This is a genomic window from Kovacikia sp. CALU 1929, from assembly GCF_056784235.1.
In genome coordinates, this window is sequence record NZ_JBXBCF010000087.1 from 12,973 (window position 1) to 31,595 (window position 18,623).

15 protein-coding genes are annotated in these 18,623 nt (G+C 50.3%); 5 read left to right on the forward strand and 10 right to left on the reverse strand.

Features of this window, described 5'->3' with window-relative positions; translation table 11 throughout:
* The first annotated feature begins 9 nt into the window (after positions 1-9).
* Together AC1S52_RS23900 and fahA are read left to right on the forward strand one after the other, a co-directional pair.
* Positions 10-879: a hypothetical protein gene (locus AC1S52_RS23900; RefSeq protein ID WP_482031545.1), complete on the forward strand. Its 870-nt coding sequence runs from the start codon at positions 10-12 to the stop codon at positions 877-879.
* On the forward strand, positions 876-2,192 hold the full coding sequence (gene fahA / locus AC1S52_RS23905) for a fumarylacetoacetase (protein ID WP_482031546.1): 1,317 nt from the start codon (positions 876-878) through the stop codon (positions 2,190-2,192). The genes AC1S52_RS23900 and fahA overlap by 4 nt, the downstream gene beginning before the upstream one ends.
* Before the next feature lie 576 nt (positions 2,193-2,768).
* On the opposite strand, the gene AC1S52_RS23910 is transcribed toward fahA, so the two are convergent.
* Positions 2,769-3,437, reverse strand: a complete 669-nt coding sequence (locus AC1S52_RS23910; RefSeq protein ID WP_482031547.1) for a hypothetical protein — start codon at positions 3,435-3,437, stop codon at positions 2,769-2,771.
* Positions 3,438-3,696: 259 nt separating this feature from the next.
* On the opposite strand from AC1S52_RS23910, the gene AC1S52_RS23915 reads away from it, so the two are divergent.
* The gene (locus AC1S52_RS23915; RefSeq protein WP_482031548.1) at positions 3,697-3,978 is read left to right on the forward strand and encodes a hypothetical protein; all 282 of its coding nucleotides are present in this window, start codon (positions 3,697-3,699) and stop codon (positions 3,976-3,978) included.
* 101 nt (positions 3,979-4,079) lie between these two features.
* Here AC1S52_RS23915 and AC1S52_RS23920 read toward each other — a convergent pair whose 3' ends face one another.
* From AC1S52_RS23920 to AC1S52_RS23940, 5 genes are all read right to left on the reverse strand, one after another.
* On the reverse strand, positions 4,080-5,042 hold the full coding sequence (locus AC1S52_RS23920; protein WP_482031549.1) for a protochlorophyllide reductase: 963 nt from the start codon (positions 5,040-5,042) through the stop codon (positions 4,080-4,082).
* 239 nt (positions 5,043-5,281) lie between these two features.
* The gene (locus tag AC1S52_RS23925) at positions 5,282-7,330 is read right to left on the reverse strand and encodes an elongation factor G (RefSeq protein WP_482031550.1); all 2,049 of its coding nucleotides are present in this window, start codon (positions 7,328-7,330) and stop codon (positions 5,282-5,284) included.
* A 410-nt stretch (positions 7,331-7,740) separates the two neighbouring features.
* Entirely contained in the window at positions 7,741-8,010 is a 270-nt protein-coding gene (locus tag AC1S52_RS23930; protein WP_482031551.1) for a hypothetical protein, read from the reverse strand.
* Positions 8,011-8,353: 343 nt separating this feature from the next.
* On the reverse strand, positions 8,354-11,569 hold the full coding sequence (locus tag AC1S52_RS23935) for an ATP-binding protein (protein ID WP_482031552.1): 3,216 nt from the start codon (positions 11,567-11,569) through the stop codon (positions 8,354-8,356).
* A 14-nt stretch (positions 11,570-11,583) separates the two neighbouring features.
* The gene (locus tag AC1S52_RS23940; RefSeq protein ID WP_482031553.1) at positions 11,584-12,918 is read right to left on the reverse strand and encodes a P-loop NTPase fold protein; all 1,335 of its coding nucleotides are present in this window, start codon (positions 12,916-12,918) and stop codon (positions 11,584-11,586) included.
* 411 nt (positions 12,919-13,329) lie between these two features.
* Here AC1S52_RS23940 and AC1S52_RS23945 point away from each other — a divergent pair, with 411 nt between their 5' ends.
* Both AC1S52_RS23945 and AC1S52_RS23950 read left to right on the forward strand, forming a co-directional pair.
* Complete coding sequence (locus AC1S52_RS23945; protein ID WP_482031554.1) at positions 13,330-14,040, forward strand: NADPH-dependent FMN reductase; 711 nt, start codon at positions 13,330-13,332, stop codon at positions 14,038-14,040.
* The gene (locus AC1S52_RS23950) at positions 14,037-14,240 is read left to right on the forward strand and encodes a hypothetical protein (protein WP_482031555.1); all 204 of its coding nucleotides are present in this window, start codon (positions 14,037-14,039) and stop codon (positions 14,238-14,240) included. Before AC1S52_RS23945 ends, AC1S52_RS23950 begins: the two co-directional genes overlap by 4 nt.
* Before the next feature lie 432 nt (positions 14,241-14,672).
* Here the strand turns inward: AC1S52_RS23950 and AC1S52_RS23955 are convergent, their stop codons facing one another.
* From AC1S52_RS23955 to patD, 4 genes are all read right to left on the reverse strand, one after another.
* Complete coding sequence (locus tag AC1S52_RS23955; protein ID WP_482031556.1) at positions 14,673-14,927, reverse strand: KGG domain-containing protein; 255 nt, start codon at positions 14,925-14,927, stop codon at positions 14,673-14,675.
* 429 nt (positions 14,928-15,356) lie between these two features.
* Positions 15,357-17,045 carry a dipeptide ABC transporter ATP-binding protein gene (locus AC1S52_RS23960; protein WP_482031557.1) on the reverse strand — a complete coding sequence of 563 codons (1,689 nt, stop codon included), beginning with the start codon at positions 17,043-17,045 and terminating at the stop codon, positions 15,357-15,359.
* 161 nt (positions 17,046-17,206) lie between these two features.
* Entirely contained in the window at positions 17,207-17,767 is a 561-nt protein-coding gene (locus AC1S52_RS23965; RefSeq protein ID WP_482031558.1) for a TFIIB-type zinc ribbon-containing protein, read from the reverse strand.
* 134 nt (positions 17,768-17,901) lie between these two features.
* On the reverse strand, positions 17,902-18,300 hold the full coding sequence (gene patD / locus AC1S52_RS23970) for a heterocyst frequency control protein PatD (protein ID WP_482031559.1): 399 nt from the start codon (positions 18,298-18,300) through the stop codon (positions 17,902-17,904).
* Positions 18,301-18,623: the final 323 nt, after the last annotated feature.

The window sequence follows — 18,623 nt, forward strand, 5'->3', positions numbered from 1 at the left end:
TTAATCCTCATGCTGAACTCAGTCAAAACCCTCCTTACCTCGATTGTGGACTATGCTGGTCTCTTTCCTCCGGCAGAGTTGGATATGCGGCAAGCAATGGAAAATTATGCCCAATACCAGATGTCAGCCGATTCCTGGATGCTGGGTCGCTTTGTGCTACCTGCATCCAGGTTGGAGGAATTCGCCGCATTACTGTCCACAGTTTGCTTAAAACCATGCTCACTTAGCATCATTCTGACGGCAGACCTGGAGGATGCGATCGCCCAAATTCAATCTTTTGACAGTTCAGAAATTACTATCACGGCTGTAGAACTGCCGCCTCTGAAACCGGCGGCGATCGCGCCCATCCTTGCTAACCTGCCCAGGGAAATCGAAACCTTTGTCGAAGTTCCCTTCACCGAAGATCCAGCCCCTTACCTGGACGGTCTAAAACACGCAGGAGCAGCGGCAAAAATCCGAACTGGTGGCATCAAGGCTCCAGCCTTTCCCACTAATGCTCAGTTAAGCCGTTTCATCGTAGCCTGTGCCCAAGCTGCTGTCCCCTTCAAGGCAACCGCCGGTTTGCACCATCCCTTACCCGCCTGTTATCCCCTGACTTACCAGCGAGACAGTCCGTTCACGCGAATGCATGGCTTTTTAAATGTGGTGATTCTATCTGCCTTGGCATTCCAGCAAAAAATCACTTTAGAACAAGGCTTAGAAGTTCTCGAAACCGCTTCTATTGAAAACTTCCAATTCAGTGATAGCGGTATTAGTTGGAATCAGTATTTTCTAGACTGTGCCACCCTGGCAGAAACCCGGCAGCATTGCTTCCGTTCCTTTGGTTCCTGTTCGTTTCAAGAACCTATCCATGACCTTCAATCCTTACACCTGTTATGAAACACTCTGTTGACGCAACTCACAACCCGAATTTGCAAAGTTGGGTAGAGTCAGCCAATCAACCCGGTACCGACTTTCCCATCCAAAACTTGCCCCTGGGTGTGTTTCGCCGCCAGGGAAGAACAGAATCCCCTCAGATTGGCGTTGCGATCGGAGACCAGGTTTTAGATTTGGTTCAAACAGTGCGGCTGGGCTTGCTGCCGAAACTTCCAGAAAAAGTACAGGTCGCCTGCACAGCCACCCCTTTAAATCCCCTGATGGCTCTCGGTTCTGAGGCTTCCCTGCACCTGCGCCATCAACTGAGTCAGTTTCTGCAAACCAGTCATCAACCCCTATCGCCTGACAGTGGTATTCTGGTGCCCCTGTCGGAGGTTGAAATGGTATTGCCTGCTGTGATCGGAGACTATACCGACTTTTACGCCTCCATTTTTCACGCCACCCATGTCGGTAAACTGTTTCGCCCAGACAATCCCCTCTTACCAAATTACAAATTTGTGCCGATCGCCTACCACGGTCGCGCCTCCTCCATCGTTCCCAGCGGCACCCCCATCCAGCGCCCCCAGGGACAGCGCAAGCAGCCCGACGAAGCCATTCCCAGCTTTGGAGCCACCCGCCTGCTGGACTACGAATTAGAAGTAGGCTGGTTCGTCAGTGCTGGAAATGAACGGGGGCAGGCGATCGCCATCGATCAGGCGGAAGACCATTTGTTTGGGCTGTGTCTGGTCAACGACTGGTCGGCACGGGATATCCAGGCATGGGAATACCAGCCCTTAGGTCCATTCCTGGCAAAAAGTTTTGCCACGACAATTTCACCCTGGGTTATCACCCTGGAGGCGTTGGCTCCCTTCCGCTGTCCGGCGTTTTCCCGTCCTGCGGAGGATCCAGCCCCCCTGCCCTATCTGGCATCCTCCACTAACACTCAATTGGGTGGTATCGACATCACCCTGGAAGTAAAGATTCGCACGGCTCAGATGCGAGCAGCCGGGATGGAACCCTTCCGATTGAGCCACACCTCCTTCAACCAGATGTACTGGACCCTGGCACAAATGCTCACCCACCATGCCAGCAATGGCTGTAACCTGCGTCCCGGTGACCTGATGGCAAGTGGTACGGTTTCCGGTGCCGCCCCCGATACCCAGGGTTGCCTGCTGGAAATGACCCATCGCGGTACTCAGCCCGTTGAACTGCCCACCGGAGAAGTGCGATCGTTTCTCTCAGATGGCGATGAGATCATTTTTCGCGGCTACTGCGAAAAGGCAGGCTACGCCAGAATTGGGTTTGGTGAGTGCCGGGGAATAATAGCGATTACCTAGTGGAGGCTGGCAGAAATAACTACCCAGTTGGGGCGTGAACATCCACCCAGCCACTTCACGAGCGCAAAACTTCTGCCACAAAGCACTACTAGAGTAATGTAAAAGATATGCCTCTCAGTCATTGGTAGGAGCGGGCGCAACCGAAGTCATAGCTGTCAGCGTTCAAGAGGCGGCTAGTTTAAGGTTGTAGGTGAGACAGTGGTTTGCGGGAATACACGAGCATGGCTTGCCCTTTCCAGCAAAGTTATAATTCTCCTAAGAGCATAGAGGTAAACCTGTTCATGTCAAACCTTGAGCAGATGAAGCAGCAATTCTTTCGCTGCCATCAAGTGAGTTTGAGAGGCTAAGACTTTGGTTTTTCGATCTCGATTATGAACGCTGGGATGAACAGCTAGAGCAGGACATTGCAGAGGGTAAATTAGAGGCGTTAGCTCGAGAGGCGATCGCTGAGTTTGAAGCGGGGCATTGCCGAGAAATTTGATGCACTACGCAACCCGACGATTCTGGCAATACTATGACGCTCGCTTGTAATTGGTCACAGTAATCTGTCGATTCTCACAACTAATTTGATTAATATCAGCGATCGAATAACACAACCAACAATCCCAATGACATCGCCACAATCATCGCCCCAATCACATCCGTTTTGACTGAGAAAAGCTTGTAGGAAGGCTGCAACCAAAAGCTCATCAACCGCCTGACAACAGGCATAACCATCCAGGTCAGAATACAGGATGTGATCAGATTGTTAACCAGCATGGAACTGGCAGGTGACCAGGATTGCATAATGCCAAGTGATGCAAAAATCATCGATTGAGTCATGACTGTGGGATATAGTCCCAGCACCACCGCCAGGGTTTGCTTCCAGGCTGGAGGTCCTAACCCGACTTGCTCTGAACCTGCTTCTAGGGAAAACCAACCTTCTAACCCCGTGGTAAAGGATTTGAATCGGTAAGCCTGAAAAATATCCTGCCCTGACTCCAGCAGATCGCGGCGATCGTCTGACGCTAACCAGCGATTCAATCGCTCTGGGGTGTCAAAGTGGATAATGGAATACCACTTAACTACTCCGTCCTTGCACTTCAAGGGTGCACACAAGTCGGCTCGAACAAAGCCTTCATAGGTTCTGGCACTGCGAATTAGATGAGCGTGCCATACCCGAAAGGCAAGCCCTTTACCCCTCGGTACAATGTGTTCAATCACCACACTGCTGTAAAAAAGGTCATTAGTTTGAGAATTTGGCATTAACAAATTGCCGATCTGGCGTTATTGGAATGAGTAGTTACCTTCCAAAGTACGGCAGAGACAATCATTCCACAATTATCAGGTGGTTGGGATGTGAGGAGGTCTTGACACGCGGGTTGCACGATCTGAAAAATATTTCTAAAATAGTATTTATTGGCACAGAAAAAGATTCGGACATGCGCTCGCAACTTTTTAAGGCGAGGGTTTGGTGACAGGTTTTGAAGTGCCTCCACAATGTTCAAAATTGAGGAGGTTCACCATGAAACTCTTAAACCACAACCTGGTAGAAGATTATCAATGGCAAGTTTATAAACAGCAGGAACTCATTTCTGATTCCGTTTGCAGCGATCGCAGTAGCCCCCCGTTTACCTTTATGGTTAGCTGGTTCTGGCGGGGGTTTCTCAAGTTGTTGGTAGAGGAGCTAACTGAGAAAGACCAACAGGTCGAATATATCGAACGATGCTGGTCTCTCAACGAGTGTGGGCAAGGAGACAAGTCTCCTTCTAATTCCTTGAAGCGCCTCTGGTTGTTGATGGAATGAGCCGGATACTAATTCTCTTTGAAGCTGCACAGAATCACGCCCTTAACAAGGGGCTTAAGCCCCTTGTTAAGGGCAAATTCATATTGAACTGGTATAAGGTATCAGGCAATCCCGACCAGTTTTTCACTTAACTCCCACATGCGTTTTGCCTTATCTGCATCGCTTGCCTCAGGTGAAACCTGTTGCACAAATGACTTGCGATCTTTCTTCTGACGGTTTCCCCAACTCCAGTAAGCCCCAGACTGGCGGTACTCAGGGTCAGCCACCACCGCTGCCACCCGCTCTCCAGAAAGTTCTTCGGAGACGAAGCCGCCTGTAATATAGCGCTGGAAGATAGGGAAAAGTTTCTGGAATAGAGGGTAGTGATTGCGGAATAGGGCGGTTGTTGCCACACAGCCGGGATAGAGGGAAGTAAAGGTAATGCTGGTGGACTCGTGATAGCGTCGATGCAACTCGCGCATTGTCAAAACGTTACAGACCTTGCTGTCTTTGTACGCTTTCACTGGTTCAAACTTTTTGCCATCGATCATCGTGATGGGCGCTTTAAACCCATCGGCAAATCCTTTCAAATCGCCCAAGTCAGGACGGGGTGGGATTTTTCCGCCCAGCTCTTTCGGGTTGTGGGTGACGGTTCCCAAAATCACAAGCCGTGGGTCTGACGACGAAGAGTGCTTTAGATCTTCAAGCATGAGATTGCACAACAGAAAATGCCCCAGATGATTGGTCGCCACGCTCAATTCGTAACCTTCTGGGCTGCGGAGTGGTTCTTTCAGCAGGGGCATATAAATGGCGGCGTTACACACCAGCGCATCCAGGGATTTGCCCGTTGCCCTAAAATCTTTGACAAACTGGCGCACACTTTCCAGGGATGCCGTATCAATAAACATGGCGGTGTAGCTGCCCTCGGGGATTCCCACTTCCTCAGCAGCTTTTTTGGCTTTTTGTAAATCTCGACACGCCATAATCACATGCCACCCCCGCTGAGCAAGGGCTTTTGTGGCGTATAAGCCAACCCCTGAGGAGGCACCCGTAATAATAGCCGTTGACTTGCGATTCTGTTCCATTTTGTTAAAGGCTGATTGGTCGCTGATGACAAGTCTCTATGTTCTCACAACACTGAGCCAAAAGGGCTTGAGAAAGGAACAGTACGGGCGGCATGGCTGAACGGAAGCATGAAAATAAGATCCCCGACTTCTTTGGCTGAATCACTAATCCCAGGTCAGCATGGATTAAGAAGTCGGGGATCTATTGGGCATCACGAGATCGATCGCTTGCCAGTCCTCAATTTTGGTATTGGGTTCAACTATTTGTTGTGATTGCCATTGCCCTGACTGGTGGTAGCAATTACCCGTTCAGCTAGTTTGTCTGGCACCTCTTGCAGGTGGTCATATTCCCAGTTGAAGAAGCCAACGCCCATCGTTTGCGATCGCAATTCCACAATCAGGTCATGCATCTCCGCCTGGGGAATTTGGGCAGAAACCTGATCCCAACCCGCCCAGTCCGGTTTGCCATTGTAGCCCAGAATTTGACCCCGCCGACCGCTGACCAACCGCAGCACTTTTGAGGTAAAGTCTGACGGCACCGAAACCGTGACATTTAGAATCGGTTCCAGCAAGGTGGGCTGGCACTTCGCCATCCCCTCCTGCATGGCAATTCGGGCTGCCTGCTTGAATGCCTGTTCAGAGCTATCAACGGTGTGATACGACCCGTTCGTCAGGGTAACATCCACATCCACAACGGGAAAACCAAGCGGACCATGAACCAGGTATTCCCGCACCCCGTTTTCTACAGCAGGGATGTACTGTCGGGGCACCACCCCACCCACAATCTTTTCGTGGAAGTTGAATCCTTCCCCACGGGGCAGGGGCTTGATATCCAGGTAAACATCACCAAACTGTCCATGCCCACCGGTTTGGCGCTTATAGCGCCCATGAATCGACTCAGCAGGCTTGCGAATCGTCTCCTTGTAGGGGATTTGAGGTAAATGGGTGATCATCGGCAAATTATACTTGCGCCGCAGCCGATCCAGCGCTACCTGGAGGTGAATGTCTCCCTGCCCCCAGAGAATGACTTCATGGGTATCCCCATGCTGTTCCCAGTTCAGGGACGGATCTTCTTCCAGCAGTTTTGTCATGGCACTGCTCAGTTTGACCTCATCACTACGGATCTCAGCCGTGATTGCGAGGGCAAACACAGGAGCCAAATGCTCGGCTTTGGGCAGTTCGTTATTGGTTGAAGCATCGGTTGTGAGCGTATCTCCGGTTTTGATGCTTTCCAGGCGACCTAAAGCCACGATTTCACCCGCTTCAGCACTGTCTAGATTTTGCTGGTGCTGACCCATGAGGCGGTAGATCCCACCGACCCGAGTGCCGTTTAGTGTCATCCCATCGGTTAAGGTGCCCTGCCAGACCCGAACCAGGGACAGTTTTCCGCCCTGTGGGGTGTAGTAGGTCTTCAATACCTGCGCCAGGGGGGCGCTATTACTGAGCGTAATCCCCCGGATTTCAGCCGTTGCTTCAGGTTCAGGAGCTTCCCGCAGCAACGCTTCCAGGAGGGGACGCACCCCGTAGTCCTGATCGGTGACCCCAAAGAAAACCGGTACAATCTGATCGGCACCCAACTCCATCTTCAAATCCTTCAGGATTTCTTCTTGAGGTGGGTCAATGTCTTCCAGGAGTTCTTCTAACAGATGATCGTCGAAATCTGCCAGAGTCTCTAGCATTTCGTTGCGGGCAGCTTTCTCCTGCTCTCGTAGCGATTCAGGCAGGGGGACGGGGTCAGCCGGTGCGCCTGGATGGTAATGGTATGCCTGTTCAGTCACCAGATCGATAAACCCAACCAGGTTGTCTCCCACTCCAATGGGATACTGGTGTGCCACTAGAGGACGGCTAGAGACTGTTTTCAAAGCTTGCAAGACACGGCTAATATCGCCATCTGCCCGATCCATTTTGTTGACAAAAACCAGGTGGGGAATCTGCCAGTTATCCAGAAACTTGAACAGGGGTGCCAGGGTCAAAACCCTGTCTGCAACAGGTTCACAGACAATGACAACCGCATCTACCCCAATCAGGGCATTACAGGTTTCCTGGATAAACTCAATGGAACCAGGACAATCTAAAAACGTAAAATGAACGCCGCCATACTCAGTGTAGGCGGCGTTGACTTCCACAGTCATTTGGCGATCGCGGGCTTCTGGCGCACTATCCCCGACCGTATTTTTATCTTGCATCTTGCCTTTGCGAGTGATCGCTCCGGTCACAGACAAAATGCTTTCCAGAAGTGTAGTTTTTCCACTTAGATAGGGACCCACGATCGCCACGTTTCGGGTACCCAACAAAACTTTTTCGTTCATAGTTCCTCGCCAGCAATTAGCTAAACGACACTTGGCTGACTAAAACACGAAAAGCTTGCTAGACCTCTTAGTCCTAGCCAGTCATTTTGTATCTCAGATGACTGAGATTTGTAAGCTGATTGTCTGCCCGCTCAAATACTGGATCTCAAAAATCGCGGTTTGTCTTAAGAAAGAGTTAAACATTGATTAAGTGTCGTTATAAACCGAAACACATCTCCATCAATAAAAATCTATGGTCAGGTGATAGAGCGGAGAGGAGACAGGAAATGTCTGAAAGCCCTTCTCCTTGGGGAGAAGGGTGGGGATGTAGCTTGCTTCCCGTAGGGTGGGCAAATTAGTTGCACATCCCGTTAATAGGTTCAAGTGTTTTACTGAATAGCAGTATTCGCACAGAAATTTGACTCGTTGCCTTACAATTTGTCGAGTTCGGGTGGGCACCATTTGGCTTTGGCAGTGAGTTGAGCGTTAATGAATGTAAAAATACGCGATAGCTCAGAAATTCCAGCCCATTCCATCGTTTCATCAGATGTCAAAGAACCGGCTTTACTCTTCTCCAATAGTTGCTCAAGCCGAGCCTGAAGCTGCTCGTTGAACCGGAAGAGGTAAGCATCCCCAAACGGCTCCAGTTCAATGCCAGACGACATCAGGGATGAAGGTTTAATCATTAATTCGGAATTCATGACTTCTTTACCATGCCTTTGATTTTAGAGGATTTCTATAAGAGAGAATCCAACACGGGCAGCATGGGTTACGCTACGCTAACCCATCCTACGCACTTTGTGAATAATCCAGGCTAAAGGCCACACCAAAGACCTCAGCACGATGCCCTTGCAGACGGTTACGCTCAGATACTGCGTATGCTGCCTGTGTAGGGTAGCAATTGCTTCTAATCTGGTTGCAGGTGAGGCTCTGGCATCTTGGCGTGAGCGGATGACGGCTTTGATAGCCTCTGTGAGCGCAGGCAAATCCTGATTTGCTAGCAACAGTGCCCCCGAAGAAACCTCATATCACTGAGCTGGGCATTCAATTCTCCAGTTTCTGCCCGTTGTTTTTGCTGATCGCCTGAAGCCATAACGCCCCAGCCAGAATAGCTGAGCCTGACAGGATGACTACCGCCCTGCGTGACCAATACAGTCGTTGCCGCACCGCAGCATTACGTTCCTTTTCAGTTGCCAACTGTTGTTGCAGTTCAATACTCAACTTCTCTTCCGTTGCCAGTCGATTCCGCAGCTCAACACTCAGTTTTTCTTCTGCCTGCTTGCGCTGTTCTCGCTCCCGCTCCAGTTCTTCCACCAGTCCAGTCTTGTACTGCTGCTGAATAAAACTGACCAGGTAATCGTGAACCAGTTGATAGCGGTTTTCTGGCAATTCGGGGATGAAGAAGACCAGACCAGAGCCAACCAGGACTTCCAGCACCAGGTCGAGTTTGTCAATTTCCTGGGTCATGCCCAGATCTACCAGATCGGCTTCCAGGTCGTCGCGGGTTTTGAGGGGGCGGGTACCGTTTTCATTGGTCAACAGGAGTAACAGAATGCGGGCTACATCCTCATTCTCTGGTCCACAGTCGTGTACCACCGCTTCCAGGGAGCGTTCCACCAGTTTTTCTTTCGGTCCCTTTTGCCGGTACGCTGCCAGGGTGGTGATGCCCTCTGCCTGGAGTTGGGCACCGACCACTTGCAGTTCGATCGGGCGAATGGTTCCCAACTCTCCTGCTAAATCATCGACCAGTGCCTCAACCAGGTCATCGTCTAGATAAAACTGGGCGCGAGCAGTCAGGCTTTTGATCACCGATCGCCCATCGTCAGGGGTGAAGTCCCCCAGGGGATAGCGAATGTCCTTGCTGAGGATATCGTTATTGATGATGTCCAGGTTGGTGAGGCGCTGAAACTCCAGCAGGTAATGGAGATAGTCTTCCCGCAGGGACAGGATGACTTTGACGTAATCCAGGTTGATGCACTCACTCAGAAAGTTGTAGAACGGGCGACGCTCTGGAATGGTTTCGTGAACAAAGAAGAACTCCTCAAACTGGTCGAAGATGAGGACGGGGAGGAGGTTGAGGGCGGTTGCTTGTTGGAGGCGGAGGTTGAGGAGAGTTGTTAGTGGTTGGTTGTTGGTTGTTAGTGGGGGTAGAGTTTCCGTTGCTTCCTCTGCCCCTCCGCTCCCCTGCTCCTCCGCTCCCCTGCTCCCTGCCTCCGTGCTCGGCAAGTAACTCGCCACCACTGCCTGCCAGTCTGTATAGCGGTCTACCACGATGGGCAGGGCGATGCGATCGCCAATCAACCGGTCCCTCAAGGCGGGAACCAGTCCGGCACTCACAATCGAACTTTTACCCACCCCGGAGGGACCGTGAATCACAGTAAGTTTGTAATCTCTGCGCCTCAGGCGGGCGATCAAACGATTCACATCTTGCTGGCGACCAGAGGCGGCAATTTCCTGCGCCAGAAGCGTTGCAGCATCAACGGTGTCCGGTAAGGCTAAGGTTTGTTGGGCTTCCAGACGCAAAGCTCCTACAAAGGCACGAAAGCCAAATTGCTGCTCTAGCGATCGCCGGAGCTGCTTGGTGCGAAATGCCTCGCGATAGTGCTTTTCCTCGAAGTAAAAGTGTTCCAGGGATTGCAAGATCTGGATGTAAAGTTGGGGGTCGTTTTTGGGGTAGGTCTGGTCCCTGGCGATTTCCAGGTGGGCGATCGCCTCGGTTAGCTGTCCCAAATGGGCTTCTGCTTTTGCCAATAGCAACAAGTACCAGCCATAGTGATAGCGATGGGCGATTTCCAGGCTGGCTTCTAAATGGGGATGGGGATGGTCGTGTTCAGCCAGAATTTGCTCGGCGGTTTCCAGAATGCGACGGGCAGCTTCCAGGTGATGTTTTGCCTCTGACCACTCAGTGTGGGCGATCGCCACTTCCGCTAAAAAGCCGTGGTCCCGCGCCTGCCGCACCAAATCTTTGTACAGCTTGTGCAGCACCAGCGCCTTCTTCGCCAGTTCTCCCAGGTCCTCCCATAGCTCTAACTTTTGCAAGACCTCAGCCTCGGCTGTAATGAACTTGGCAACCAGGTCTTGCCGGTTAATGTGTTCAAATAGCTCCCGGCTCTGCTGAAAATAGCTGTGGGCACGGCGGCAGGCAGGTTCATAAATCGCCCGCTGCAACACCGCATTGGAACGCCACAGCAGACCGAGGTGAACCAGGACACAGGCGGCTCGTTCGGTGTGGGGAGTGGGGTTCAGGGTGTAGGGGATAGGGGGGTAGGTGGGTGGCGAGTCGGGGAGTTGAGAGTTGAGAGTTGGGAGTTGAGAGTTAGAAGTTCCCCTCTGCTCCTCTGCCCCCTCTCCCCCTGGCTCCCCTGCCCCATTGCTCCCTGGCTCCTCCGCCCCCTTCTCTCCTTTCTCCTCACTCCCCATCCGGCTCTGCCAGAACTTCAGGCTACTTTCGTAGTATTGGCGGGCGGTTTCCAGTTGAGCCTGGGTGTGTGCCTCCTGTCCTAGCAGGAAATCCATGCTGGCACGCAGGGCGGGGTCGAGGGGGTGCCCACTGTTGTTGATGCGGTTAAGGGCAAATTCCAGTTCGGTACGGCGGAGGGAGTTGGCAGGGGGCGCGGCTGCCCAGTTGGGTGAGAAGTATTCATCGCCAGAGTCGAGGATTTTGGCAAATACCCGGTTGGTGTGGTCGCGCAGGGAGTCGATCAGGTCTGCGATCGCCAGGTCAAACTCAATCACCGTGCCCCAACTTCTAAAATCAGGTGCCAGCCGCGATAACCTTTGCAACACCCAGTCATTCACCCACAGCACCAGCGGATATTTCAGGTGTTTAGGAAACTCGTCCCGTACTTGATTAGTAGAGACGAGAGCGTGATCAAGGTTGGTGAGGGATTCTAAGCCGAGGATGAGGAGAGCAGTGGGGAGTGGGGAGTGGGGAGTGGGGAGTGGGGAGTGGGGGGTGGACTCTGTACCTGGTATTCGGACTCCTTCTTCCATACCGGATACCCTGTACTCCGTACTCTGTACCGTGTTTTGAATTGTGGTAAACAGGGTTTTTGCTGATTCTGGCAGGGTGATTGCCTGGATCGGGAGGGGGCTGATTTCGTGCAGGTGTTGGATCAGGCGATCGCGCAGGCTGGCGTAGTTGCAACGTGCCAGAATCAGCGAAAACTCCCCCTGAGACAACTGAATCGTTCGTACCAGGGTATTGAGCGATCGCTCATTCAACGCCTCCACATCCTGAAACTGTCCAGCATTGGTCATATAGTCGTTCCCCCTCACTTTCCATTCTGCCTCCTCAACCCAAATCGCGTCTGATACTTTTGAGTTTCTTCCAACACCGGATTAATGCCATACCATCCTCCCTGTTCATCCCGATACTCGAAGATAAACATGCTGCGGAGCAGGGCTTGAAACTCGCTATCTCCTCGCACGCTTTGCCGCTCGACGACCTGAAAAATAAGCTCCCATTCATTCTCGTCGATCGCCCGTTCCAGAGAATCCCGCTGTTCCCGAATCACGGTTTCCAACACATCTCTGGAAAACGGGGGATTGCCCTGGCGCAGGCAGTTGTACATTAATGCCAGTAAGTTGCGGACATGACCACCGCTGACTAAACAGAGGCGATCCAGGGTTTCTGGTTCCTGGAAGATTTCTGGAATTAGAATCACCCGTTGCGCTGGCTCAACTCTGGGAAATGCCCGTGCCAGGATCATCTGGCGCAAAAGAGCCAATCCCTTCTCGTAAATTTCTCCGTTCCGCTGACGAGCAGGTACCATCGGTAGCACTTGAGGGGCAATACCACCGCCTAACCGTTGTCGCAGGGTTTCAATTTCGTTGGAAAAGACCAATGCCAGGGGAATGGTATACACGACATGACAGTTCAACCGTGCCAGTTGTTCTCCCCGATCAATGAACAGGTATTCGGGCTGGGTGCGTCCTGATTGAAGCTGCCGCTGATCAACGCGATCGAGGTTGTCGATGATCACGACCAATCCCTTGTTGCCCTGTTGCGCAAGCAGGGATTTCGCCTGCCCCAATAGCTCATCGTTGATCGATTGCAACATACTGTTGGTGCGCGGCTCTATCCGCTGCCGCAGTTGGTCTCGCAAACGGGGACTGTCTTTGGTGCGGGCAGTGATCTTGGCAATGCCAACTGAAAAATCGATCTGGGAAATGTCTACGGGGGTTTGCAGAATATCTCCAATTTCGGCAAACAACGTTTTGAAGTAACTGGGTTTGAGCCGAGTGCCGTCTGCTTCCAGGCGTTCACTGACCCGTTGGGCGATCGCTAGCAGGATATCAGTTATATCCACATCTGCCATATCCAGAATTTGGCTGGACTCAAAATAGACCACATAAAACCCTTCCTGCTCCAGCTCCGCCTTCAGCCGAAACAGTTCGGTCGATTTGCCACAGCCAATGTGCCCGGTAAATAACTGACAGGTCGTTTCATCCGCCCGCAATTCGATTTCCCGCTCCATCATTTGAATCAGATTAGTGCCCCGCACAGGGGAAAAGTCAATGTAAAACTGCCGTTCTGCGGGATTGTCGTAGGCGATCGTTTTACTCGGATTGCAGGCTTTGAAAAAGCGAGGAATGTCGAGGGGCATAGGGTTCAGTCTCACTCATTTAACCCAGTTGTAAGTAGCCAGGTGCAATTAAATATAAAACGTTCCAGGGTGTATTCACCGCTTTGCTACGAGTCTTTATCCCTCCATGACAGCAATGGCTAAATCGTACTCGTCGTCAAAAGCTGCCCTGAAATTTCATAGCTATTGATAATCCGTTTAGTAATCGCAAGACCCGAATCAGCTCATCCTCAAAATGGAATTGGTATGAGTATTCACTCTCAACCAGTTAAACATGAGAGTTCATTGAAAAAGAGCTAAAAGTTTTCGCATCTGAATATTAGTACTCTGGACTGAATTCCTTAGACAGTTATCATCTTTTAGATCTTCTCTTTAGCAACAATCAATGTAAGTTGATGGTGGACTACTTTGGAACTACCAGGAGCAATAGCTATGGCAAATACACCTTTGTTTATTCCAGTGATTCTGGGTACTTCCCGCCAGGGTCGCCAGAGTGAATACGTTGCCAAATTTATTGTTGACCAGGCCGGTCAGCAAGAGGGCGTGGAAACGCAATTGATTGATATTCGTACCATTCCGATCGCCACTAACGATGCCGGTGAGTCGCTCAAAGATCCCCAATTCTCCGCCAGCATGGAACGAGCCGATGGCTTAATTATTGTCGTTCCAGAGTACAACCACGGTTATCCTGGATTACTGAAGCATGTCCTTGATACCTGCTTAAAGGAGTACATTCACAAAGCAGTTGGGTTATGTGGAGTCTCTGCTGGACCCTTTGGGGGGACACGGGTGATCCAAAATTTACTGCCTGTGATGCGCGAGTTGGGGTTAATGACCATTTTCTATGACCTCAACTTTGGTGATGTGCAAAGTCTGTTTGATGAGTCTGGTAACTTAATCGATAAACCGACCTATAGCCGCCGTATGGAGCGGTTCCTGGCAGAACTGGTGTGGATGTCTACCGTACTTCGTTATGGGCGACAAGAAGTGGATTTGAGTAAAAAAACTGCTGCAACAACAATGGTTCATCATGCGAATAAACCCTGCCCAGAACTGGCTGCGCGCATGGGTATGGATGCAATCGATACCATGCTGCAAGTTAGCCAATCTACTGAAACTGGCAAGATAGAAACCAGGCTATGAACACTTTACGCCACCATTACCCGGAATACTTAATGGAAGCCGCAGGTTTAGGACTTTTCATGATTTCTGCCAGTGTTATCACCGTCATTCTAGAGCATGCCGCTTCACCGATTCATCAGACGATGGCTGAACCCTGGCGGCGGCGATTCAAACCCCGGAAAGCTGAGGGTACAAAAGAGCAAATCATTCTACATCAGTGACCTTACCGAAGCACAATGGTAAAAATTGAACCATTCTTACCTCCTCAATGCCTATGGGTGAAAACCGAGAAGTCAGCTTATGGGACACCTTGACTTGGTTAGAAAATGCTTGCATCTTGGCTCGTGACTAGCAATGGTTGTCTGGGAAAAACATGAAGTGATGATCCATTTTGTCATGATCCGCCTGCTGCTTACACGATCAACGAAAATCGTCGAACCTGGTAACAAAAGCCTGCTTAGCCAACATCCAGAAATGCTCTCTAAAAGGTATAAAAAGCGGTGCTAATTATAATTATTGAAAGCTCAAAAAACCTTGAGATTGAAGCGTTAGCTGAAAGCCTTATATTCTCCTGTTTTATGCTTTACAAAAAAGTACGCCCTCTTTGTCAGAGGGCATATTTCAAGATGCGCTATTTCAACGGATAGAAAACACTACGACTTACCACCTTTCTGACCGGCTTCCCGTGCCTCTTCAGAGGTAAATTCGTGAGCAGTTCCTTTTTCATGAGCTACCTGTCCACCTTTCTGACCGGCTTCCCGTGCCTCTTCAGAGGTAAATTCGTGAGCAGTTCCTTTTTCATGAGCTGCTTTTCCTCCTTTACTAGCAATCTCGCGTTGCTTTTCATCATCCATAGATGCAAATCCTTGTTCGCCAGTGTTGGATGAATTTTTACCTTGACTAGCCATAACTTATCTCCCAATGAACAATTGTTTTATCACTTTAAAGAATCGTAAATTTAGTCTCCTCTGCCTACGGTAATATCGTAGAGTTTTGATTTTTATGATTTAGTGTATCCGTTGTTCTAATCTCACTTTAATAAATAGTAATTTCAGTTTTGTAGGCTTGGCAAATCCATACATTAAATCCATTTAATGAGTAAAAATGTGAATTGACCCATGCGATTATAAGTGCCAAAAATTTAATCTCTTGTACTGGAAAGGGACACTTTAACAGGTCTATTGAACCTTGAGTTCTACTTCAAGGTTTCCATTGCTACCCATGCCAACGCTTCAATAATATGGCTGGCGATCGCAACAACCTGTTCTAAACCTCATCCAAGTTGAGAACTGGAGATTTTTCTCAGGAAAAACTACGGGTGTCTAAGTTGGTGAGGTTTATCCGGTTCGTTTTGAAAGCAGCGGTGCTGCCTGTAATAGCGTCTGTGTATAGGGGTGTTGCGGATGGTTGAAAATAACCTGGGTTTGTCCCAGTTCGACAATTTTGCCTGCATTCATGACGGCAATGCGATCGCAAAAGAACCTCGCTACCCACAGATCGTGTGTAATAAATAGATAGGTCAGGTTAAACTCTTGCTTCAACTCGCGCATGAGTTCCAGTACTTGGGTCTGCACGCTGGCATCCAGCATACTCACGGGTTCATCACAGATCAGCAGTTGAGGACGGGTGATCAGGGCACGGGCGATCGCCACCCGTTGCTGTTGCCCTCCCGATAGATCTGCTGGATAACGGTTGTAAAACTCCCCAACCGGAATCAACCCTACCCGCTCCAGCATTTTCTTAACCTGTGCTTCTGCCTCCTGAGGCGTTGCTAATTGATGGATCAACAACGGGTCAGCAATACTTTCCCCCACGGTCATCATCGGATTTAGACAGGCATGGGGGTCTTGAAACACCATTTGCATCTGTCGCCGTTGCTGACGCAGTGCTTGCCGCCCCAGTTCTGTCAACTCTTGCCCTAAAAACTCAACCTTTCCTGCGGTTGGACGAATCAGTTGCAAAATCGTCCGTGACAGCGTACTCTTGCCGCAACCCGACTCTCCCACCAATCCCAAAGTTTCTCCTGGATAGAGTTCCAGGTTGATGTCATCCACCGCTTTGATGGTCTGGTCATCTCTGGACAACAGCCGTGCCACGAAATTTTGCTCTAGAGCATAATGCTGTTTCAGGTTTTGAATGCGTAGAAGGGGGGCAAGGGAAGAGGGTAAAGAAGTTAGAGAAACAGAAGAGGATAAAGGCTTATCTTCTCCACCTCGCCCATCTTCGCCTTCTCCACCACCCTGCAAATGCAAGGCAGCTTTCAACAGCGATCGCGTGTACTCGTGTTGTGGTCTTTGGAAAACAGACTCTGTGGTTCCAATTTCCACAAACTTGCCACCATACATCACCGCAATCTGATCGCAATACTCCCCAATCATCGCCAAATCATGAGAGATAACCAGCAGTGCCATTTGCCGCTCATCGCAGAGATGGGTTAACTCCCGCAAAATTTGGGCAGATACGGTGACATCCAGGCTGGTCGTCGGTTCATCTGCCACAATCATTTTTGGATTAAGCAACAACGCTAGTGCGATCGCCACCCGCTGCCGCATCCCTCCACTAAACTCATGGGGATACTGTGCCCATCGACTGGCAGGAATTTTGACGGTCTCCAGAGTTTCCAGTGCCCGTTCCTTCGCCTGTTGTCGGGAAAGATGCGGCTGGTGCGATCGCAATGTCTCTAAACAATGCTTCCCAATGGTCATTAGCGGATCCAACCGGGTCATTGGATCTTGAAAAATCAGTGACACCGCATCCCCTCGAAACCGCCGCAATTCAACTGGCGAAAAGCCAAACACTGACCGACCATCAAACATCACCTGCCCTTCGATTTGGGTATTCTCTGGCAGCAACCGCATCACCGCCCGTCCCAGCGTAGATTTGCCGCAACCCGACTCTCCCACCAACCCAAGCCTTTCGCCTGGGCGCAAGCTAAACGAAACATCATCAACCGCCCAAGTCGTTCGACCCATCCCTCGCTGAGGATAGGCAACCCTCAAATTCTCAACCCTAAACAATTTGCTCATTCCCACCTATCCCCTACACCTATCCCCCACCTGTAAGAGCGGGTTTACTCAGTCTGCCTGTGATTTTCTAGAGTCATGGCTAAACCCACCTCCCTTCTCAGAGATCGCCCACCTTCTGCTACAGGAATCTACCGTGACACCTAATATCTGACACCTGCCCCTTACTTATCAAACCTCCGCATCAAATAAGCAACCCCAAAATCGCCATTCGGGTGCTGTGCCAAAACCTCAGCTAACTCAAAAACGCGAGCTGCTAGATCAGGTCCCAACTTGTCAATCGTGGCACGCCGTTCCTGGGCAAACAACTCCCGCTCCCTCACCAGTGCCTGCCAGTCAGTCGAAAACAATCGATCAAGGATCCGGTGCAGCCCAATTTTCTCCAGCACATCCCACTCACCGCGATCGCACCAGATGCCCTTACAGTTTGGACATCGTTCCACGTAAAATGGAGTCCTTGTACTAACCTTCACTCGCGCTAGGTAGCAACTACAATTCGGGCACAATGATGCCATTCCATCGGTTGGCGCTGGGGTAGAATCAGTCTCCAAGACCCGATCAATCAGAGCACGTATATCCTCTACTTCAGGCTGTTGCTCCTGCCATCCCTCATACTCCCGCGGCGGAATCCAGGTGCCCTCACAGTCCGGGCAACACTGAACGCTTATTTGCCCCATTAACGAGCCATCAATCAATGCCGTCTTCCTGTCTTTCGGACACTGCACAACCACTCTCCCTGATCAGCCAACACTCTAATTTAACCGGAGAGGGGGTAGAGATTGGAAAATGGGTAATGGGTACCAGGCGTGGTGAGTTAAGAGTTGTGAGGTAAAGATATTCATTTCTTCACTCTTCATGATCAACTCTGACCTTTAACTATATTCCCCTCACCCTCCTCACCCTCCTCCTCAAGCAGGATCTCGCAGTAACGAATTAATGTCGTCAGGCGATCGCCCACCTGCCCCCAACGCTGCTCTCTTGTGGCTGCCTGTCTTGCTGCTTGCAAAAACATAACATCTATCCCCAGCAGGCGCAGTTGCTTGTTTATCTCTACTTGGTAAGACTGAACGCGCTGTTCAACCAGTGGAGTCAGTTCACTGCCAGCCAAACTCAAAATCTGACCCTGAAAAAGCTGCTGAAGCTCTGAGAATTCAGACTTCAAGCTTGTTCCAGCAACCCCTGGATTGGCTATTTCCCTGACCTGCTCCAGAACGTGCTTAAATTCTCGGTACCGTTGCTGATGGGAGGGAGGTAACATTATGCAGAAATTCTGTAAAGAATCTTGTCTGACTGATAAGATAGAAATTAGCAAAAGCTTTATATTCTTAAGGTAAACTGTAAGTCTCACTACAGCCTCCTTCCCCAGAAGTTAGTCTGACATTTTAATAATTTGGTATCCCTCTTTTGAGAGAATCTTGCACTTAGCAAGCACTTTTAGGTATAGCAAGCGATTTTCCAAGAGTCAGGGCGATTTTCTTTCCAGAGCATGAGTTTTCCAAAAGGGATCTCACACCTGGACAAAATCTTTCCAATCCTTTAAGCTCATCGATTTAAGTATTCGATGCATTCTTGCAGTAGAAT